At 61.5% G+C, this 21399-nt stretch carries 12 protein-coding genes; 7 read left to right on the forward strand and 5 right to left on the reverse strand.

Annotated features, from left to right (window positions below):
* The first annotated feature begins 97 nt into the window (after window positions 1–97).
* Window positions 98–1456 (forward strand): DUF1329 domain-containing protein, encoded by a 1359-nt coding sequence (locus VGI36_08630; GenBank protein ID HEY2485201.1) that lies wholly within the window; start codon window positions 98–100, stop codon window positions 1454–1456.
* A gap of 75 nt (window positions 1457–1531) precedes the next feature.
* On the opposite strand, the gene VGI36_08635 is transcribed toward VGI36_08630, so the two are convergent.
* The gene (locus VGI36_08635; protein ID HEY2485202.1) at window positions 1532–3163 is read right to left on the reverse strand and encodes an FHA domain-containing protein; all 1632 of its coding nucleotides are present in this window, start codon (window positions 3161–3163) and stop codon (window positions 1532–1534) included.
* A gap of 145 nt (window positions 3164–3308) precedes the next feature.
* Between VGI36_08635 and VGI36_08640 the strand changes: the two genes are divergently transcribed.
* The 4 genes from VGI36_08640 (at window position 3309) to VGI36_08655 (ending at window position 8666) form a co-directional block, all read left to right on the forward strand.
* Complete coding sequence (locus tag VGI36_08640) at window positions 3309–5411, forward strand: hypothetical protein (GenBank protein ID HEY2485203.1); 2103 nt, start codon at window positions 3309–3311, stop codon at window positions 5409–5411.
* A gap of 59 nt (window positions 5412–5470) precedes the next feature.
* Window positions 5471–6127 (forward strand): hypothetical protein, encoded by a 657-nt coding sequence (locus tag VGI36_08645; GenBank protein HEY2485204.1) that lies wholly within the window; start codon window positions 5471–5473, stop codon window positions 6125–6127.
* 153 nt (window positions 6128–6280) lie between these two features.
* Window positions 6281–7486 (forward strand): HlyD family secretion protein, encoded by a 1206-nt coding sequence (locus VGI36_08650; GenBank protein HEY2485205.1) that lies wholly within the window; start codon window positions 6281–6283, stop codon window positions 7484–7486.
* Window positions 7487–7541: 55 nt separating this feature from the next.
* Window positions 7542–8666 (forward strand): phosphotransferase, encoded by a 1125-nt coding sequence (locus VGI36_08655; GenBank protein HEY2485206.1) that lies wholly within the window; start codon window positions 7542–7544, stop codon window positions 8664–8666.
* Window positions 8667–8760: 94 nt separating this feature from the next.
* On the opposite strand, the gene acnA is transcribed toward VGI36_08655, so the two are convergent.
* From acnA to thiO, 4 genes are all read right to left on the reverse strand, one after another.
* Window positions 8761–11517, reverse strand: coding sequence for an aconitate hydratase AcnA (gene acnA / locus VGI36_08660; protein HEY2485207.1), 2757 nt, complete (start codon window positions 11515–11517; stop codon window positions 8761–8763).
* Between the two features lie 303 nt (window positions 11518–11820).
* Window positions 11821–16317: a DEAD/DEAH box helicase gene (locus VGI36_08665; protein ID HEY2485208.1), complete on the reverse strand. Its 4497-nt coding sequence runs from the start codon at window positions 16315–16317 to the stop codon at window positions 11821–11823.
* A gap of 251 nt (window positions 16318–16568) precedes the next feature.
* Window positions 16569–16949, reverse strand: coding sequence for a hypothetical protein (locus VGI36_08670; GenBank protein HEY2485209.1), 381 nt, complete (start codon window positions 16947–16949; stop codon window positions 16569–16571).
* On the reverse strand, window positions 16946–18091 hold the full coding sequence (gene thiO / locus VGI36_08675; protein ID HEY2485210.1) for a glycine oxidase ThiO: 1146 nt from the start codon (window positions 18089–18091) through the stop codon (window positions 16946–16948). The genes VGI36_08670 and thiO overlap by 4 nt, the downstream gene beginning before the upstream one ends.
* A gap of 115 nt (window positions 18092–18206) precedes the next feature.
* Between thiO and VGI36_08680 the strand changes: the two genes are divergently transcribed.
* Together VGI36_08680 and VGI36_08685 are read left to right on the forward strand one after the other, a co-directional pair.
* Window positions 18207–19373, forward strand: a complete 1167-nt coding sequence (locus VGI36_08680) for an aminotransferase class I/II-fold pyridoxal phosphate-dependent enzyme (protein ID HEY2485211.1) — start codon at window positions 18207–18209, stop codon at window positions 19371–19373.
* Between the two features lie 393 nt (window positions 19374–19766).
* Complete coding sequence (locus VGI36_08685; protein HEY2485212.1) at window positions 19767–20984, forward strand: DUF1329 domain-containing protein; 1218 nt, start codon at window positions 19767–19769, stop codon at window positions 20982–20984.
* Window positions 20985–21399 lie beyond the last annotated feature (415 nt).

Raw genomic sequence — 21399 nt, forward strand, 5'->3', positions numbered from 1 at the left:
GGGGCGCCTGGGAAATCTGAGCCCGACGGTCGTAGGCTGAATGGCTAGCGCCGCAATACTTGCCGGAGATTGCCCTGAAGCAAGGAGAAGAAAACTGATGCGATTGGCCCGATTCGCGATTCTGCTGGGATTGATTGCTGTGCTCACCGCACCTGCGGCGCTTCGCGCCGAAGTAAAACCCGGCGACGTAATTACCAAGCAAAACGCTACCAAAGTCCAAGGTTTGGTCAGCCCTGGCAACTATATCCTGGTCCAGCAGGGCATGGAGATGGACATCATCCCGAGCGAAAAGCTGGAGTGGCCGCCGCCCTACACCGCGGCGACAGAAAAGTATCAGGCGCAGGTTAGGTTGATGCCCGACGGTTCCCTGCAAAACTATGTTGCCGGACAACCTTTTCCCCTGCTCGATCCCAATGACCCGCAGATGGCCACCAAGATCATGTGGGACTTCTCTTTCCGGCCTCTGTACAGCGACGATGCCGACCTCCGTTTTCCCGAAATCGCGGCTTACAAACCGGAATCAAAAGGGGAGCCCATAGGCTTCTTCACCACCGGCCACTTCGCTTTCTACAACAATGTCGGACGTATCGAGGTCCCTCCGATTCCCACCGATCCCGACGGTCCCCGTAGCGGTATCAGGTATCGGTTCGGTTTCTACCCTTTCCTGGAGCCCGCCACGATGCGCGGGTATGGGTTGCTCAGATATCGCCATATCGATCCTAAGGAGGAAGACAACACCTGGGTCTTCAATCCCCTGAACCGGCGCATCAGGCGGCAGTCGGTAGACACACTGACCGATGCCATCGGGATGATCGGTGGCTTCGGCGGTGGCGGCGGTGGAACCGGAGGTGGGGGACAGGCCGGGGGTGCTGGCCCGGGGGCGGGGGGCGGGGCCAGCTCGCTCGTTAGCACCATGGATCCCGATTCGTTTTTCGGTTTCTCTGGCAAGGAGGGAGACTACACGTATAAGTATCTGGGCGACAAAAACATGCTCGCTTGCGTGCATGCCAAGAACTCGCCCGAGAAAGTATGCGAAAGCGATGGCGGAAGAACCATATGCCCGGAGAATTGGGAGATGCGCCACCTCTACGTGGTAGAGGCCGATGCCAAGCCCGGTCAGAATTTTAGTATTTCGAAGCGAATCCTGTATCTCGATTCGGAGGGATGGTTCGTCACCGCCTCCGACCAGTACGACCGGCAGGGGAAGCTCTGGAAAACCCTCGCTGCCTACAACACCTATCGCGATCGGCCGATACCCGATGCGAAGGTCGCTGTGTACCCGTACAAGCGAATCTTCCAGCTCGGGCTCGTGGATGAAGATTTGACGACCTCTCTCAGTTCGGTGGCCTATATGCCCGGTCCGACTGCTCCGGACCGCGAGTGCTGGTACATCGACATGGGCGTCGTAGACAACGCGTTCTTTACGCCGGTGGCGCTGGAGAACGCGGGCCACTAGTCGGGGGCCGCGGGACTACTAAAGATGCGCGGCGGCGCAAACTTCTGCACCGCCACTGCGCGCTCTCGGAGGCGATCAATAACGCAGCACGAAGCAGATGTCTCCGAGCCGGACCTGGCTCCCATTTGAAACCACAGTGGAGCTGCGAATTTGCTGATCGTCGACGAAACTCCCGTTGGTCGAATTCAAATCGGTTAGCTCGTACGCTCCGTTGCGCTTGAGCAAGCGCGCATGGATGCGCGACACGCTTGCGTGGGGGATGACAATGTCGTTGTCCTCTCCGCGTCCCAATGAAACCTCGTCCTTGAGCACGGCATATTCGGATGCGATCGGAGCGATCGGGTTCAGGGTCTGGAGACGAGGCCCAAAGCCGCCCCCGCCGGCCATTGGGATGGGCGGAGCGGCGCGTGGCGGTGGTGCGGCGGGCGCGGAGCGCGGTACTGCCCGAGGGACCGCGGGTGGCGGCGGCGCGGCTTGTGCGTCCACGATCGCCTTGAGTTCCTCCTGCGATACTCCAAACCGCAACTGCGAGAGGCCTAACAGAGCGAGGATCGCGATGAGCGGAACCACCCCGTTCCACAGCTTGAAGGAAACTTGGTTTAGCGCGACTCCCTCGGCCGGCTGCCCCGGCGCGCCCTCCTCCTCGGGAACATTGATTGCCGCCCCCCCGATTCCGCGTACCTGGTAGGATGTCGACGCGGTCGCGCTCTGGCCATTATAGTCGATTTGCAGCTCCACCGACCGGTTGGTGCCGTCTTCGATGGGCCGCGGTGTCCGATAGGTCAGCGAATACTGGGTTGCGATTGAATGTCCAATTTGCCGCACCAGTTCCGCGAAATGCCCTTCTTCTGTGATGATGTTGTAGGAGCGGCCGTGCGTCTCATCGACGATTTTCTGATATTCGGGGGCGATGAACGGCGGCGGCGCCACCGCGTACAAGGTGAGGCCATTCTTCTTGAGAAGGGCCGCGGTAGCGTCGCCGGTTAGATCGGTTACTTGAGTATTGCCCGGGTGATGATCGTGATACGCCTGATCGTGCTGGGTGTATTCCGAACCGTCACCCGCGTGATGCGGCGGTGCATCAGTAACCAGAATTATGATGCCCTCCGCTTCGGGGCGGAACGGAAACGACGCGGCATAGGCGAGCGCATCCAGCTGGTCCTCGGGAATGTCTCCGCCGCCGCCCGCGTGTAGTCCGCTGATCCAATCAATGAACTGGTGCACGTCCGAAGTCATCGCGCTGCGATAGGGGCAGTTGCAGTCCGGATACTTGGAGATGACGTAGTCCTCAAAGGTGACCAGGCCGAGGCGATAGTCGCGATTGTTGGCGGCCAGGTCCTGCGCGAACGAAATAATGTTCTGCTTGACCGCGTCGATGTAGGGTTGCATCGACTCGGTAACGTCCATCACGAACACGATGTCGACCGGACGGCCCTGCCCGACTCCGCGAAAATCGAGAATCTTGGCTTGCTTGCCGTCCTCGAAGACCTTGACGTTGTCGGGTCGCAAGTTACCGACCGGGTTACCGTTGGAATCGGTCAGTCCGAAATCGAGTTGCACTCCGCCATCGGAATCGAAGTGTTCCAGTCCGGGATTGCCGATCGAGATTTGCAGACTCGCAAGTGCGCCGGTAGGAGACGCCAGGAATGCGACTAGGATGGCAAAGAAGAGCGCCGGCGCGGCCGGAACTTTAGCGATCCCGTTCATCGGTAGACTGATTCTCCGGATCAAGACCTTATGCAGTCAATAGTTCACCGCGAGCGAACCATCCAAAGAAAAGGCTTTCTTGCCTTCGCGTGCCGCTTAGGTTATCCCAAATCCCTGACTTTGGTTGTGTGCTGATGGTCTCCACGTGAAAAAGCTGTCTCTGTCGTGGGCGGCGCTGTCGCTCATACCGCCGCTCGTGATCCTGTCGTTTTTCGTGTTCGGTTCGGTTCTTCATTCGTATCGGCGGACCAGTTTCGCTGCGAGTTCAACGCCGACGGCTGGCCCCACCAGCGCCAACGTCCAGGTCGGATTTGTCACCACGATAAGCGGAGAACCGCCTTCAGGCCTGCAAAACGTCTTCCTTAATGTGAGTGCGGTGCGGCTTAATCCCATGCCCCACCCGGGCGCCAAGAATCAGGGTATCCCGATCGACAGTGATCTCAATTGGCGCGCGATTCCGGTGCCGGCGGGCGTAGGAATCGGGATCAATGGCAAGCCGGGCGATCTCCAAATCGATATGATTGCCGGCCAGGGGAGGTTCCAGACTTTCAACACCTCTCGCATCCGCCCCGACCGATACTCCTCAGTCGAGGTCGTTCTCGATACAAGCGTCCCCGGGACTATCGTTCCGATATGTTCGTCGGGCGGCGGCGCGATCGAAGGATGCGTGGCGTATCCTATGGTACTGCAGAATCCGAGTCTCTCAATCTCGTTCGTCTCGCCGAGCCAGATCGCTACCGCCCAGAATACCCTCACTCAGCTGCCCCTGCAGTTGAATCTGCAGATCATCGCCAAGCCCACCGTCCCCAACGGGTCGTACGTCGTGGCGGTAACCACCGCTCCACCCCCCGGGAGCGCCTCGCAGTTTCTCGCGCAGGTGTCAGGCAATGTTGGCCCGGCCGCCAGCAATGCCACGGTCAAGAACACCATCCGTCACCTGCAGGTCTCCGCCGAACTGGCGGGCACCAATACCATCGTGGGAACCTCGGTCGTCAATCTCAACGGGCAGTACTCGCTATTCCTGCCCGCCGCAGCGGATCTGGGTACCTTGTATGATTTCTTCGTTTCGGGCGGGCAGGCGACCTACGAAGCAGCCCGCGGCGTCCCCAGCTCCACCGGCGGGCTGGTCTTTCCCGGTCACTCCTATACGTTGAATTTCAACAATGCTATCGGCAATCAGAATGTCGGGACCATCGGGGGACAAATAACCGACATCTGCACCAAAAAACCAATTTCGGGCGCGACGCTGGAGATTCTGCAGGCGCCCGACGGATCGTCCGCAGACTGCGCAACCTCTCCGTCACAGTGCGTGAGCGTCGGATTCGCGAACTCCGACAACGGCGGAAGGTATCCGCTGCCCGGCACTTTCCAGTCGCCGAACTACTTCAACAACGTTCCGATCGGCGCGCCCACCAACTATACCGTGCAGATTAGCGCGTCCGGCTATGACAGCACGATCGTGCAAGCGCAGGCCTCGGGAGGAACTTCGGGAACCAACAACGGGGTCTGTGACGACAGCAACGTAGACGCACCCTCATGCGATTTTGCCCTGACAACTTCCTACATAGCGGGCACCGTTGCGCTGACCGGAGCTCCGCCTCCGTCCGACAGCACCGACGTGCAGGTGCTTGCAGAGCAGGCGGGCACTAACAATCTGGTCGCTGCTTTGGGGGTACCGCTCTTGTTCCAGACCGGCCAGAGCACGATGAATTTTTCGCTGAACGTGCCATCAAAGATTTCCAGCTTCGACCTGTTCGCGATAGCTGCGGATCTCTACTTGGGCGAACCCGCCCCCTATCCCGGGCATACCATCATCACCCAGTCCGCCGTGCCGGCGGCTCCTACCGCGTGCGCGACCTCGACGGTCGCGCCATTTTCGGAGGCAATGGACTGCACCGGTCACGGCAGCATCGCGGGTACCGCGGCTAACCCCGACAGCGGCACCACGGTGGAACTCTCGAAAGGCGGCGTCCAGTTGATGCAGGCTGCAGTCGGCCCCGCCACCCCTGCGCCCTCGGTAGGCAATACCTATTCGTTGTGTGCGCCGCCCGATCCCAACTACTTCCTGCAACGCCTGGAGCAAGGATCACCAATCGGCACAATGGCGCCAGTCGGGGTAATGCCGACTCCCATACCGACCGCGGCGATTCCCACGGCGACCAACTCGCCGTGTCCGACCACCTGCTTCAACGTCGGCAACGCAACCTGCCCGGGTCTGTGTGGCACGACAATCCAGCCGTCACTCTAAAGATGGGCCACACGATCATGCGAATTCTCGATTCAGTGGGTAAAACGATTTCGCGCACCATGCTTCGGTCGCTGGCGGCAGTGCTGTGCATGGCCGCGGCGGCCTGCAATAACAGCCTGGGCGGCTTCGGGGGATTTGTGGGCAACACTCCCCCGGTTCCTCCCTCCACGGGTTTCAAGGTACTCGGCAACGTCGGTACTCAATTCACGCTGACTATCTCCAACGCAAACTCATCGTGGATCGTGCCGGGCGTGATTCCGCTCAACGTGTGGATCGTAAACAACGCGACCCCGGTGCGGATGATCGCGACCAAACTTGCCAACGACAACAGCTTGATGAGCCTCGAGATCGATAACGGCGGCGTCATCCTCAGCCTGCAGTCCACGACCGCTCCATATGGTGTGGTTTCGGTGCAAACCGGTGGCATCCTCACCACGCTGGCACCCCAGGCGGTTCCCGATCTGCGGATCTACGTCAACGGCCCACTCGGACAGCGCTTTCAGGCGCTGGTGGAAGACAGGACGATCGGCTTCGTAACCAACACGCGCGCCCCCGCGGTGTTTCTGTTCGATGGGCCCAACGGCACCGTGGACGGACAGTTTCAACAGACCCAGAACTTCGGTGTCTTTTCCATCGCGATGACTAGTGGGGTCGGGGGCAGTGCCGTAATAGCGACCGCCAGCGGAGGTCCCTTCGTCGTTATTAAACAGCCCTAGGCGCTTTCGCACCGCGCCCCCGGCCGCACTGACCGGCCGTCCAGCGTGGTCGATTGACAGCCTTCGCCGTTCAGCATACTTAGCCGGACGGGACCACTTGAACGGATGGTTTGTTTCCTCGAACCCGAGTTTGCCCTGGTCTCCTGACAGAAAATGAGTTCGCAGTTTTTCCGCCGGGCCGTGTTGGTGCTGGCTGTTGCCGTGATCGTAGCGGGAATCGTACCTGCGCTGCACTTCTACCGGAACGTCGTCTCCCACGTTTCCACCGATGATGCCTATGTCGATGGGACCGTGGCGCTGGTTTCGTCGCGCGTCTCGGGGACCGTGATCGACGTTTATGTGGAGGACAACTGGACCGTCAAACAGGGCCAGCTCCTGCTCAATCTCGACCCGCGCGATTCCCAGGTCCGCGTCGCCCAAGCGGAAGCTCAACTCGAACGCGCTCGACAATCAGTGGACGAAATGTACTCCGGAGTCGATGCGGCGTCGGCGGGCGTTCACCTGGCTGACAGCCAACTCACTATGGCACAAGTCGATTACGACCGCGCCAAAACCCTCAAGGACCAGGGAGTCGCATCGCTCGAGTCTTACGATCAGGCGGAGACGGCTCTCAAGGTCGCGGATGCGAATAAAGCCCTCGCCGCCCATCAGCTCGAGCAAGCGCGTGCCGCTTTGGGTCAGGAGGTCGGCAAGGATCACTCGCGCTACAATCGGCCGATAGTCCAGCAGGCCGAGGCAGCCCTCGCCGCGGCCAAGCTTGATCTCACCTACACACAGATAGTCGCACCGTTCGATGGGATCGTAACCCACAAGACCGCGCACGTGGGACATCGTGTGCAGGTGGGCGAGCCGCTGCTGGCAATTGTGCCGGTAAAGCATCTCTACGTGACCGCCAACTTCAAGGAGACGCAACTGACAAACGTGCGCGTGGGTCAGAAAGCCGAAATCGAAGCCGACATCTATCCCGGCTACACCTATCAGGGCCACGTCGATTCGATCAGCATGGGCACGGGAGCGGCCTTCTCCCTGCTGCCCCCGGAAAACGCCACCGGAAACTGGGTCAAGGTGGTGCAGCGCGTGCCGGTCAAGGTAGTGTTCGACCAGGCCATTCCCGAAGACAAACCCCTGCGTCTGGGTCTCTCGGTGGAAGTGGCCATCAACGTCTCCAACACCCGGGGACCCCTCCTGTCCTCTCTCGTGCAGAGGACCTTTGAACACGGCGGCATCGTTACACCCAACGAGAGCCTCAAAGAAGCGCCGATTCCGGAACTGGAGCAACCTTCGACAAGTCCGGAAACCGTACCGTCGCAGCACGGCCAATTCCTCCCGCAAGCGACCCCGCCGCCCGGACAACACTGATAGTGCTCGCCCTCCCGAGCGGTAATGACACCGATGTCAGTCTCGTTGCGCCAGGATGTCGCTCTATATTACCTTTTCGAACATCGCATCCGCACCAAACGTCATGCTGGAAACCGAAACTGCTCATCGCCTGAACCGCTACCTCGACGCGCCCATCGGAGGTCTGCGAATACTCGCGAGCGGGTGGGAGACGACGGTCTTCGAGTTTGAGCTGGAGAGTTGCTCGGCTCGTTTCCCCGAATTGCCACCCCAGCGCCCACTGGTGTTGCGCTTCTACCAAGGCATTCTGGCCGACGACAAAGGCTCGCGCGAATCCCGGGTCATCGAGCGGCTTTACTCGGTGCGCTACCTAGTGCCGCGTCCGTATATCTATGAGGCTGCACACGAGGCACTCGGCGCGCCCTTTCTGATCATGGAGAAAATTTGGGGCGGGCCGCTGTTTTCCGCAACCAGCTTCGCGCATGCGGTCAAGACCTTTTCGCTGGGGTTCTTCGGCTTTGTAAGAGCGCAGGTGAAACTTCACCGAATCAATCCCCGACTCTACGAGGTTCGGGATATTCCTCGTTCGCTGCAGGCCTCAGCCACTCCCCCGGGAACCTCGCTTCTCGATCGCGCGCTTGCAGTAATTACAGAACGGGTGGAGAAGGGACCTTTGCCCGGGCTCAAGGACGCGCTTCGCCGCCTGGCCGGGCGCGCGGGAGTATATCGTGTCGCGGACCCTTCCATCGTTCACATGGACTATCATCCGCTGAACGTCCTGGTGGACGGCGTACACGTCAAAGGCGTGATCGATTGGGTGAACACCGATGTCGGCGACCGCCATCTGGACGCGGCGATGACCGCGGCCATCCTCTCCTCTTCCGCCTTCGAACACCCCCGGTGGATGCGCGACAACTTGATCGGCAATTCGCTCCGTTCCACGTTCGCGTCCACCTACGTTCCGCTCTACCACGCGATGGCGCGGCTTGATTTCGAGCGGTTCCGGTACTGCCAGGCCGTCGCCGCGCTGCTGCGACTCTCGATGCTCGGGATGATGAAGACGCGAGGGCCGGAAACGGTCGGATTCCGCTCAGAAGCGATCGGCGAGGTGACCCCGGCCGTGGTCCGACTCCTCACGCGCTATGCGGAGCGAAAGACCGGCGCCAGCGTCCGTCTCGACCTTGCTCCGGTTCCAGCGTAACTGGGAGGCCCGCTCGGTCCCCCTTACCGTCTTGGAGGGATCAAGGTTTTAGCAGTCTGCGGTGGACGCAACTCAAGTCCCACGAGGTTGTGGACTAAGCGCGCGCCAGTTCCCGCAGCACAAACGGCAAAATTCCCCCGTGGCGGATGTACTCAACTTCTTCGGGCGTATCGACCCGCGCGACAACCTCAAACTGTTTGGCCTGGCCGCGTTCCTCAGCTCGCACCGTGAGCCGTTGGTGGCGCTTGAGCCCGGCCCCCAATCCACTGATTGAATAAACCTCGCGGCCGGTAAGCCCCAGCGTCTTACGACTTTGACCCGGCAGGAACTCCAGCGCCAGCACGCCCATCCCGACGAGGTTGCTTCGATGGATTCGTTCGAAGCTCTCCGCGATCACCGCCCGCACACCGAGCAGCAGCGGTCCTTTCGCGGCCCAATCGCGCGACGATCCCGAGCCGTACTCCTTGCCCGCAATCACGACCAGCGGAACCCCGTCCTTTCGATATTGCTCGGATGCTTCGAAGATCGTGGTCTGCCTTCCCTCCGGCAGGTGGACCGTGAATCCACCCTCGACACCGGGGACCATCTCGTTGCGTAACCGGATGTTCGCGAAAGTCCCCCGTACCATGACTTCGTGATTGCCGCGGCGCGCACCGTATGAATTGAAATCGGTGGGCTTGATCCCGCGCGCGATCAAGTACTTGCCTGCCGGCGCGTCTGCGCCGATCGATCCCGCGGGTGAGATGTGGTCGGTGGTGACGCTGTCGCCGAGCACGGCGAGCGCGAAGGCCCCGGAGATGTCAGAGAACTTGCCGGGCTCGCGCCCGATTCCGTCAAAAAACGGGGGCGCCTTAACGTACTCCGATTTTTCGTCCCAACTGAAAAGTTCCCCCTTGGGCACCGCGAGCGTACGCCATCGCTCGTCGCCATCAAATACCTGAGCGTACTCCGAACGGAACATCTCGGTGGTAACCGACTTGGCCACAAGCTCGGCGACTTCGTCGGAGGACGGCCATATATCCCGCAGATACACGGGCTCGCCGTCGCGCCCCGGGCCCAGTGGCTGGCTCTCGACATCGAGATTCATCGTGCCCGCCAGTGCGTATGCTACTACCAGCGGCGGTGAGGCGAGGTAGTTGAACCGTACCACGGGGTTGATCCGACCTTCGAAATTGCGATTACCGCTTAAGATTGCGCACGCGACCAGGTTCCCCCGCTTGACCGCGGCCGCAAGACCCTCATCGATTGGACCGCTGTTTCCGATACAGGTGGTACATCCGTAGCCGACCAGGTTGAACTTGAGCTTCTCTAGATCTTCTAGGAGCCCCGCACTCCTGAGGTATCGCGTCACCACTCGTGAGCCGGGTGCCAGACTTGTCTTGACCCACGGCTTCACGGTCAGTCCACGCGCTACCGCTTTCTTTGCTAACAAACCCGCACCGATGAGCACGGAGGGGTTGGACGTATTGGTGCAGCTGGTGATGGCGGCGATCAAGATCGAGCCGTGACCGAGCTCGAACTTTCCGTCCGGATGATCGACATCCACCACCCGCGTGAGGCTGCTTAAGTCGGCCGACACCTGCTGGTGGGGAGCCTCGGCAGCGTTCCCGCTTTCTTCTATCCAGGTTTCGATGCGTTTCGGATCGATGCCCTCATGGTCTGTTACTTCCTTGGCCAACTCGCGCCGGAAACTGCTTCGCGATCCGCGCAACGGGACTCGATCCTGCGGACGGCGCGGTCCGGCAAGGCTGGCCTCGACCGCGCCGAGGTCGAGGTCGAGCACGTCGGAAAACTGCGGTTCGTGCCCCTGGGCGGAGTGAAACAGCCCCTGTTCCTTGCAGTACGCCTCGATCAGACGGACCTGTTCCGGCGCGCGACCCGTCAATTTCAGATATTCAAGCGTTTTATGATCGACTGGAAAAAACCCGATGGTGGCGCCGTACTCGGGCGACATGTTTCCCAACGTCGCGCGATCGGCGACCGAGAGCGAAGCAAGACCAGGCCCGAAATATTCGACGAACTTTCCAACCACGCCCTTCTTGCGAAGCATCTGGGTCGCAGTCAGAACCAGGTCGGTGGCGGTGGCGCCCGGCCGCAATTCTCCGTGGAGCCGAACTCCGAGTACTTCAGGAATCAGCATGGGGCTCGATCGTCCGAGCATCGCCGCCTCCGCCTCGATCCCGCCCACCCCCCATCCAACCACCCCAAGCCCGTTGATCATGGTGGTGTGGGAATCAGTCCCGATCACGGTATCGGGGTAGGCTTCATCGCCCGAGGTCATCACCACCGGCGCCAGGTATTCGAGATTCACCTGGTGTACGATTCCGGTGTCGGGCGGCACCACGCGAAAATTATCGAAGGCGCCCTGCCCCCAGCGCAGGAAAAGATAGCGTTCCTGGTTGCGCTCGAACTCGAACCGCGCATTGGTCGCGAAGGCTTGGGAAGTGCCGAAAGCGTCGACCTGAACCGAGTGGTCGATTACCAGGTCGACCGGCTTAAGGGGATTGATTTTCTTGGGCGAGCCTCCCAGTCGCGCTATCGCATCGCGCATCACCGCCAGGTCGGCGACCACCGGCACTCCCGTCAAGTCCTGCAACAGGACCCGCGCCGGCATGAACGAAATCTCGCGGTTCGAGGGCTTTCCGTCCCATTTGGCCAGCGCTTCTACCTGTTCCGGTGTAACCACCACCCCGTCTTCGCGCCGAATAAGATTTTCGATCAGTACCTTGATCGACACCGGCAGACGATCGAGCGCGAAACCACGCTTCTCGAGCGCGTCGAGCCGACAGATGGCGTAGTTCCGCTCGCCGGCTTGCAGGCTGCCGTGCGCACCACAGGTATTGTTGGCCATGGGAAGAGCCTCGGATCCTTTTGAAGTGGGGGCGCGTTCCGATCACCGAGACGCGCGCCATACAATTCCACGCTCCGCGACCACAATAGCGCGCGGGTGGGTGCGAGCAAACGCAAAGGGCCGGCACGAGCTCTAAGCGGATTCGACCCACCAGGTCCCGCCGCTCAAAAAGCAGCACCAAATGTCCGCGCATCCTATCCGCCTTCACCAGGCACGCGGAAAAATTGCAACCGCCCAGGTCAGTGACGCGTCCCGCCGACGCAAAATTTTTCGCAAAGAGGTCGCGACCAAGGCCCGAGGCGACTATGCGCGGAGGGTTGCGCGCAGCGGGACCGGTCCGGGCAAACCATCGTAGATCAGCGCGCGGCCGTCGGAATGAAACCGCATCGAGGCCAACAAACCCACGCGTACCGATGCCAGCGCTGGTACGCCGTCGATGGTGTCGATCACAACCTTGGTGCGCAGCGCAAGAATCGCCGCGATTGCGGCGCTGAATGACGCGTCATCGATCTCACCCGCGGTGAGCAACACTCGCCCTGAGAGCCCGAGCACAACTGTGCCGGCGCGCACGACCACGAGGTTTCCCGCGTCGCGCGTCACCGCGCATCCCGGCAGCAGCGCTCCGAAAGGATTGGCCGGATCGGCGGCACTCAGAGCCAGCGGCCGCTCGCGCGCCGAAATCAGCTTGCGCGCCGCGCGCAGCATCTCCACCGCCGCGGGGAGCGCATATTGTTCCGCCGAGAGCGAGCGTACGAACCATCCACGCCGAATGGTGCCAGCATATTCCAGCCGCCGCAGCGCGAACGAGAGCTCATGCCATGACGCTTGAAGCGATTCGAGCGCGAGCATCTCGCGGGACAAGATACCGTTGCGGTTCAGGAGCAACATGGCGAGCTCACGTGCGAGATCTACCTCCTCATCGGTGTTCTTGCGCAGCGCGCCCAGCGCCGACCATCGCCCCGACACGCTCGACTTAAGGCGGGCGCGCAGCATCGCGTCGTGTTTCGTGAACTCACGTCGCGGAGCGCTCGCGATGGCATCGACCGCGTCGCGGTCGGCCGCGATGAGCCGCAGCGGCGCGAAGCTGTCGTTGGTTGCAAGGCCGAGTGCGGCCAGCCGCCACAGACTTGCCAGCGTGTCGCGCTCGGAAAGGTCCACTCGCTCCGAAAGCTCGTCGAGGTACTGAGCGCCTGAGCCGCGCAATGCAGCGAGCACGCCGCGATCCCGCAAGTCTTCCGGGTCACTGATCTCGGGGCGCAACGTCACCGCCCAGCGGCGCGGCACAAACGTCACCCGCGAAGGCACCTCGCGTACACCGGGTTCGTCGGGGACCGAAGTCCACCTCGTTTGCCCGCCGAGGCAAACCAGGTCCAGCATCTCGCGCCGATACCCAGGTACGCGCGCGGGCAAGATGGAGGTTTCCCAGAACTCAGCTGCGAATGGCATTCCCGCGAGCTGTTCGAGCACCTGCGCGACTCCATTTGCATCCGCCGAGAGGTCGGCCCCGGCTATATGCATCCAACGAAGACGAAAGGCCGCGTACTCTTGATCGCTGCACGGCGCGACCTCGGCGCGAACCCGCGCCAGAGTGATGCGATGAATTCGTTCCAGATTGTATCGATCGCACCATTGCATGGTAGCCGCGGAGGTAAAGTGCCCGCGAAAGATCGTGCCCTTGGCTTCGAGCGCTGGCAGGATTTCCGCAACTTCACGCTCGGACAAAACCAGTCGCGCTGCGAGTTCCAAAGTGGTCACCGGTCCCGAGGTCTTAAGCGCGCGCCGCACTAGCTCCGCCCGCGCGAAATCCCCATCGGCTGGGGTCGCTTTCATGCCGGCGTCGGAAAACTCCAGGTTCGGATATGCTCCGGCAAACAGCCCCGCGTCCTCTTTTGCAAAGACGATCTCTCGCGACTCTTCCGGCAGGCGGGTACGTACGATACGTCGTTCGCTCTCAAGCTCGTTGAAGAACTCGCGACACTCCGCACCGCGTTCGAATAGCGCCGCAATTTCAAGCGAACCATGGGCACGGATCAGTTCATAAAGCTCGTCGCGATTGCGGGGCGATCGTCCGGCCGCCAACCCCGATACCTCGGCGACCACACTTTGCACCGCTTCCACGGCGAGCATTTGCGAAAGATCCTCGGTGCGAAATACATCTTCCGCCATGCCCCGATTCATCGTAACGGTGCGGCTGCGCCGGTTGGCGCGCTCACCATCGTCGAGGAACGAGTAGTCCCACGCCAGCAGCAGGCGATGGGCAAATACCGAGGGCGATACGGAGTCGACGTACACGGCGCGGATCGAGCCGTTCTCGATTCCACGCAGCACCTTCTCCATCCGATCCGCGTCGGCCGATTCGGTCAGGCATTCGCGCATGGTTTCCGTAACGATGAAGTGATCGGGGATGGGAATCGCCGGCGGCCGATTTTCAAGGCACGCCTGCTGGCCTGGAAACAAGGCCGCAACCAGTTCCTGCGACCGCAAGCGCTGAATCCACGCGGGAATCTTCGTTCCGTGCGCCGAGCGCATCACCGCCAGCGCGCGCGACGCGACATGACGGAACCTCACCTCGAACATGGGCGCGGCAAGGAAGGCCTGCTCGAGCACGCCACGCGCCTGTCGTGCCGGAAGCATCGCGAAGATCTCTTGCAGGGCAAAGCTGTGCCGCGAGTTCAACGCGAGCAGTGCACCGTCATCTATCGCAGAAGCCTGGATTTCGAAGTCGAACGATTGACAGAGCCGCTTGCGCAGTGCCAGCCCGAGAGCGCGATTGAAGCGAATTCCGTGCGGCGTGTGGATTACCAGTTGGGTGCCGCCGAGCCCATCGAAGAAGCGCTCTACGACTACGGTGTTTTCATCGGGAATCGCGCCCAACGCCGCGACGCCCCTGCGGACGTAGTCGATGGCCTGCATCGCCGCGCGTTCCGAAAGCGCGCATTCCCCAGTCAGCCATCCTGCGGTGCTCTCCGCTCCGTCGCGCTCGAGTCGTGTGGCGATCTCGCGGCGGAGGTCCGCAATTTCCTGTGACAGTGCGTAGGAACGCCCGGCGGCTTCCGTCTGCCAAAAGGGCAGCGAGGGGGCCATCCCCGGCGCGGGCTCGACCATCAGTCGACCGCGCGAGATGCGCTGGATCTGCCACGGCATGGAACCCAGCGAGAACACGTCGCCGCGCACCGATTCCTGAGCGAAGTCCTCTTCCACATCGCCGATCTTGCGTCCTTCGGACTCGATTACCACGTCATAGTTGCCCGCTTCCGGGATGGTTCCGCCCGAAACTATCGCGGCCAGCCGTGCGCCACGGCGCGGACGCACCCTGCGGTTGGCTGCATCGAAATGGATTTTCGGCTGCGCGCCTTGGATGCGCTGGGGAAACTCGGTCGCCATCTGTTCAAGAAGGTGGTTCAGGGCGCCGTCCCCGAGATCGACAAAGTTATAGGCGCCACGAATGATCTTGAGCAGATCACCGGTCGAAATGTCCTGCTCCTCGGCGGCGATCGCGATGATCTGCTGTGCCGCCACGTCGAGGCATCCCACGGGAATTTCAACTGCATCGAGGTGGCGGTGGCGAATCGCCCGCACCGCCGCTGCACATTCCAGCAGGTCGTCGATCGTCATCGCGAAGAAACGACCTTTCGGGGTCCCGTCCAGGCTGTGGCCCGATCGGCCGATGCGCTGGATCGCGGCAGAAATGGTTTTGGGCGAGTCGAGTTGGCAGACCAGCTCCACCGCGCCGACGTCGATACCGAGCTCGAGCGAGGAAGTGGCCACGAGCGCGCGCAGCTCGCCACGCTTGAGCTTTTGCTCTGCGACCAGGCGCTCCTTGCGCGCCAGGCTCCCGTGGTGCGCCATCACCGCGCGCGCACCGACACGCTTCTGTAAATTTAACGCAACCCGCTCCGCCCATCGGCGGCTCAAAGTGAAGACCAGCGTGGTACGATGTGCTTTTACGAGCTCCGCGACCGCGTCGTACATCGCATCCCAATTTTCATGGGTGGCCAGCGGGCCGAGGTCGGGTCCGGGCGCTTCGATTTTAAGATCCATCGCGCGGACCTGGTCGTCGGCGCGCGCGATCCGTATCGCGCGCGGACTCCGGGCGCCGTCGCTTCCCACCTCGAACCCGGCGAGAAATTCGGCCAACGTTTCGATCGGGCTCAGGGTTGCCGAGAGACCGATCCGTGCGGGCCGCACCCCGCGCCGCGCGCGCACCATCCGCTCTAGGCGCTCCAGGGTGATGGCCAAATGGGCCCCGCGCTTATTCCCCGCCAACGCATGAAGCTCATCAACCACCACGTAGCGAACCGAGGCCAGTTTCTCGCGAAATTTCGGGGAAGTGAGCAGCAGAAAGAACGATTCGGGCGTGGTAACCAGAATGTGTGGAGGTCGACGCAGCATCGCGCTGCGCTCATGCGCGGGGGTGTCACCAGTGCGCAAGCCGGCGCGGATGCCGCTCAGGTCGAGCCCAGCCGCGTGTCCCGCTTCGCGGACGCCCGCGAGTGGCTCCTCGAGGTTTAGTCGAATGTCGTTGGCAAGCGCTTTAAGCGGCGAAACGTAAAGGACTGCGACCTCATCGCGAAGCTCAGCGCGCTCTGCCTCGCGCACCAGGCCGTCGATCGCCCACATGAAAGCCGCCAGCGTCTTGCCGCTCCCGGTCGGCGCGCACAAAAGCACGTCATGGCCACGGGCGCCCTGTGCCTGCGCGATGAGCGGCCACCCGATTTCCTGGGCGCGCGAGGGGCCCCCAAAACGACCTTCAAACCATGCACGAACCGCAGGATGAAACCCGGCCAGCACGGACGCCATGCTGCGGAATATATCATCGCCGTGTCGCGGAGTTGAGCGCGAAAGCAGGCAAGCCTGCTTTCTTGAGCGAGCGGGCCGCCAACCAATCGCGACGCCCGTGCGACACTCCGATTCCACCAGAAGACGCCGCGCGGGCAAGGAACCGCTTTATCCTAACTCCCCATCAAGTCGTTTTCTTTGCAGAATGGTGTCCGAGATCGCCGCCCACTTCGCTCGCGGACTCTTCGCCGCAAAGCGCGGTACCGACTTGCTCAAGGCGGGTTTTTGCGGGCTTGAAATCCTTCCTTGAACAGCTCCGGCAGCCGGGCCGTGAACTCGCTGCGCGACAAGGCCAAGACGAAGCCCGCGTCGTGGGCGGCACGTAGCGGTTTCAAGTCGACGTGCGACGCAAACCCTACGATTTGAGAATCCGGAAGCGCACCGCGCACGCGCGCAGCCGTTGCCGCGGCAGGAAACGCCGCATCTGAGAGATCGACCAGAACCAGCTCAGGATGCTTATCGCGGCATTGCCGTGCGGCCGCATCCAGGTCGGAGGCGTAGCACAGGTTCACGCCGGCAGATTCCGCGACCGCGTCCAGCTTGGAGCGAAAAAACAGATCACGAACCAGGCCAAGAACGACGCGCGCGCTCATATGTGTTTCATGTCCAGCGCCACTCGCTTGACGGTGCCATTCTTGAAACGCGCCGGAGAAAATGCCGCGAGGTCGATTAGCGGTTTTCTCCCGGATACGAGATCCGCGATTACCTGGCCGGTGAGCGCGGAGAGCAAGATGCCGCTGCGGAAGTGGCCGGCCGCGTAGAATACCCCCGCCACCGAGGGCGACTCACCGAGTACCGGCATCAGATCATCCGACGCAGGCCGCAACCCCGCCCAGGTTTCGCGGAACGCTGCGCCGCCCAGCCCCGGAACCATGGCGGCGACCGCGCTGGTGATGGTTGCGATTCCGGCGAGCGTCACGCTCTTGTTGAACCCCGCGTCTTCGAAAATCGAGCCCGCGATGAGCCGGCCGTCGCGCCGCGGCACCAGGATTCCGTCGGGTGAAAACAGCGACGGCCCGAGCAGCCCCGGCGGCCCCTCAAAGCAGATGATCTGACCGCGCACCGGATAGAAGCGCAGCTGGTCCGCCTCGAGGCCGCGAATTTCTCCCGCCCATGCACCGGCCGCGTCGATGACGACATCGCTTTCTTCCTTGGAGCCGTCGTCGAACCGCACCCCGGTCACACGTCCGCCGCGGCTTAAAATTTCAGCGACTCGCGTGCTCTCCTGAAACACCGCACCCGCCCTCTGAGCCGCACGAATATAGGCCATGGTGAGTTTGCGATTCTCGGTGCGCCGGTTGGTCGGCAGGTGCAGCGCGAAGATGATGTCGGGCGACAAGGCCGGTGCGAACTGGAGCGCCTGGGCGGGCGTCAACTCCTCGACCTGCGCACCGAGTTCGCGCTGCCATCGCGCGCGACTTTTCAGGCGCGCCGCGCTTTCTTCCTCGAATGCGACATACAAGGCGCCCGGTTCATCGTATTCCGGATCGATTCCGCTCTCGCGGGTAAGCCGCTCGACTATCGCGTCGAACGCATTTTTTCCCGCCATGCACAGATCGAAGAAAGTCCCCGGCTCTTGAGCCTCGACCTGGGGACCGATCAGGCCGGCCGCCGCCCACGATGCCTCTTGGCCCAGGCGTCCGCGCTCGAAAACCTTTACCGCAACGCCCTCCTGCGCAAGGCGCCACGCTACCGCTCCGCCGATTATACCGCCGCCGACTATGAGAGCTTTCATCGTTTGTCATAAGCATAGCGGCAGCCGCTCAGGCATTGAACACCCGCCGCACCTCGGCCAGCGTCGCACGCTCCTGCCCCGCCAATCGGTTATGATGATGCGGGAGGGAATCCGCATGGCAAAGCTGATGAAGGGGCTCGACACCAAGCTGGTTCACGGCGGCGAACCCGAGCAACGGATCGGCGGAGCAGTTACGCTGCCAATCTTTCAGTCGTCCACTTACGAATACAGCGGCCAGACCAGCTACCACGACCTTCGCTACATCCGGCTCAACAACACGCCCAACCATCTGGCCCTGCATACCAAGCTGGCGATGCTGGAGAACGCGGATGCAGCCCTGGTTGCCGGTAGCGGAATGGCCGCAATTTCAGCGACGCTGCTTACCGTCGTCGGCGGCGGAGGCCATCTGCTTGCACAGGATTGTCTTTATGGTGGCACCCACGACCTGCTGACCCAGGAATTCCCATCGATCGGGATCGAGGTCGATTTCATTGATGGCGACGACCCGACCTCGTGGCGCGAAATGATTCGGCCGCAAACCAAGGCGATCTATGTCGAAACGCTTTCCAACCCGCTGGTGCAGGTCAGCGATTTGCAAGCTGCCAGCGAGTTTGCATCCGAGCATGGGCTGCTCTCGATTATCGACAACACCTTCGCAAGCCCGGTGAATTTCCGACCCGCCGAAATCGGTTTCGATCTTTCCCTGCACAGCGCGACCAAGTACCTAAACGGACATACCGACATCGTCGCCGGCGCGGTGATCGGACGCGGCGAACTGATCGGCGAAATTACGCACAAGCTGAATCACCTGGGCGGGGTGCTGGATCCGCACGCCTGCTTCCTGCTCCAGCGGGGCCTCAAAACTCTGGGCGTGCGGGTGCGACATCAGAACGAAAGCGCGCTGCGGATTGCGCGCTTTCTCGAAGAGCATCCGCGGGTAACCCGGGTCAACTATCCCGGCCTGGACAGTCACTCCAATCATCTCCGCGCCTGTGAATTGTTCGATGGTTTCGGTGGCGTGCTCAGCTTCGAACTGGAGGGCGACGCACGTGCCGCCGACCGCTTCATCGCCAACGTGACCATCCCCATCTGCGCGCCGAGCCTCGGCGGAGTAGAGACCCTGATAACCCGCCCGGCGACCACGTCGCACTCGGGTATGACGGCAAACGATCGTGCACGCGCAGGAATTGGCGATGGACTGGTGCGCCTGTCGGTAGGACTGGAGAGCAGCGACGATCTGATCGAAGATTTCGAAATCGCGTTGCACACAACTTACGACTAGCCGCGCGCCGCCAGCATTAGATCGACTTAAATCGTTTCCGGCGTTTTTCATCTCCAGCGCGTGAACAATCTAAGGCGCCCCCTCGTCGCTAGAATCAGATGCCTCCGCAGGGACCGCGATTGACCGCGGCTCTCTGTTCGGTTTTCTCACGCGGGGCGGCCCGTGGCGGTTCGCTGCGGCATCTGGTGCCCGATCGTTTCTACCCGAACCGACCGAAGGAGGTTACCTATGCCCCGAGAAGCCGTCCCTTGTTGTTGGCGAGCGGCTATATTCACGCTTGCCGTCGCCTTGGCAATCGCTTTGGTGCCATTGCCAGGATTTTCACAGACCAGCTCAAACGCTCCCCCAGTAACCCAGACCCGGCCCGCGGCCAGCGCAGAGAATCCTTACGGCGTGAAGCCCGGGGACTTCATCAGGTATGAGAATTCGTACAAGGTGAAACCCCTCGTTTCGCCAGGGGTCTACTACAAAGTCACTCAAGGGATGACGATGAAGATCGTTCCCACCGAACACATCGAGTGGCCGCCGCCCTATCGCGACGCGACCGAGAAGTACTCGCAGCAGGTCAGGCTCTCTCCCGACGGCCGTACCATGGTGAACTACGTGGCGGGGCAACCATTTCCATTTCTGGATCCGAACGATCCCAAGATTGCGACCAAGATCATGTGGAATAACGCTTTCCGGCCGATCACCAGCGATGACTATGACCTGCGCTTTTACGATTGCGGCGACATGTACACGGGACGCAATCGTTCGATCGGCCTGCTCGACTATTTTCAGATCGGTCACTACGCCGGTTATGACGAGGTGGGGCGAACCGAAGTCGAGCCGATGCCAATCGATCCCGACTTCAAAAAAACCGACCGCTACTGGCTGTTCGCGCTCTACCCGATCCTGGCTCCCGAAAACCTGCGCGGCGGCGGTTTTATCCGTTACCGCTATGAAAATCCGAAGAAGGCCGACGACATTTGGGAGTGGGCCACGGGAGCGCGCCGAGTCCGGCGCCTGAACGAAGGGATTATGAGTGATTCGGTGGCCGCAGGTTCCAATCCGACCACCTGGGATCCTGATCACTACTCGGGATTCAACGCGAAAATCGAAGAGTACGACTACAAGTTCCTCGGCCAGAAAACCCTGCTCGCGTCGGTCAACGCGGCGCACTCGCCGGAGATAACCTGCCAGACCGATGGCGGAGCGAGCGCCTGTCCGGAAAACTGGGAGTTGCGCCCCATGTACATTGTAGAGACGACGCCGCGATGGAGTGCGAACAATCGACAGGCGCTACATGCCAAGTCGCTGCTCTACATCGATAACGAAATGTGGTTTGAACCCTACGTCGACGAATACGATGCGCGGGGCGAACTCTGGCAGAATCACATCTACTGGCTAACCTATCGCGACCGCCCGGTTCCTGATGCCCGCGTGGCAATCTACCCCTTCAAGCGCGAATTCGTAGTAGGCGCCGCCTCTACCGACGTTCAATCCGGGTTGTCGACGATGTGCTATCTGCCCGGCAAGGACACTCCGGAACGCGAATGCTGGTACATTAACATGGGCGCCGTGGGACGCGATTTCTTCACCACTGACGCAATGGTGAGAGCAGCACCATAGCTCCGCAGTCGCGTCCTCACGACGGGTGAGCCGGTATTTTCGACCGGCTCACCCTCCTGTCCGCTTAAAAACCCTGAACCGCTTGAGGCTGCGCACTCTCGTCCAGGTCACCGTGCAGAGGGCGATTGGGGCCCTCAGGATTTACGCCTGCACGACCGAAACGCACGGAGCATCGAGGCAGAACTTCGGGCCGGCCCTTGCGCATGGGACAACCGGCATTAAACCACGGCGGCACATGCAACGTCGTGAATGCCTTCCCGACTCGCCAATCGCGCCGAAGACGTGACCGGGCGGCCAAAAGGCGGAGTGCGACAGGTAGATCTGCTTTTTTGCGACTCCAGGCGAGACACTGCGTTCAGGGATGGAGAATCCCTCTCTGCGAATGGCCGATCGCTTATGCTGAAAGGTCGCGGCC

The organism is Candidatus Binataceae bacterium (assembly GCA_036495685.1).
In the GTDB taxonomy this organism is placed as follows: Bacteria; Desulfobacterota; Binatia; order Binatales; family Binataceae; genus JAFAHS01.

Bases quoted from the DNA above. Each gene is read 5' to 3' on its own strand.
- VGI36_08630 (HEY2485201.1), top strand. From the start codon at position 98: ATGCGATTGGCCCGATTCGCGATTCTGCTGGGATTGATTGCTGTGCTC.
- acnA (HEY2485207.1), bottom strand. From the start codon at position 11,517: ATGGCCAACAATACCTGTGGTGCGCACGGCAGCCTGCAAGCCGGCGAG.
- VGI36_08680 (HEY2485211.1), top strand. From the start codon at position 18,207: ATGGCAAAGCTGATGAAGGGGCTCGACACCAAGCTGGTTCACGGCGGC.
- VGI36_08645 (HEY2485204.1), top strand. From the start codon at position 5,471: ATGCTTCGGTCGCTGGCGGCAGTGCTGTGCATGGCCGCGGCGGCCTGC.
- thiO (HEY2485210.1), bottom strand. From the start codon at position 18,091: ATGAAAGCTCTCATAGTCGGCGGCGGTATAATCGGCGGAGCGGTAGCG.
- VGI36_08635 (HEY2485202.1), bottom strand. From the start codon at position 3,163: ATGAACGGGATCGCTAAAGTTCCGGCCGCGCCGGCGCTCTTCTTTGCC.
- VGI36_08650 (HEY2485205.1), top strand. From the start codon at position 6,281: ATGAGTTCGCAGTTTTTCCGCCGGGCCGTGTTGGTGCTGGCTGTTGCC.
- VGI36_08670 (HEY2485209.1), bottom strand. From the start codon at position 16,949: ATGAGCGCGCGCGTCGTTCTTGGCCTGGTTCGTGATCTGTTTTTTCGC.
- VGI36_08665 (HEY2485208.1), bottom strand. From the start codon at position 16,317: ATGGCGTCCGTGCTGGCCGGGTTTCATCCTGCGGTTCGTGCATGGTTT.
- VGI36_08655 (HEY2485206.1), top strand. From the start codon at position 7,542: ATGTCGCTCTATATTACCTTTTCGAACATCGCATCCGCACCAAACGTC.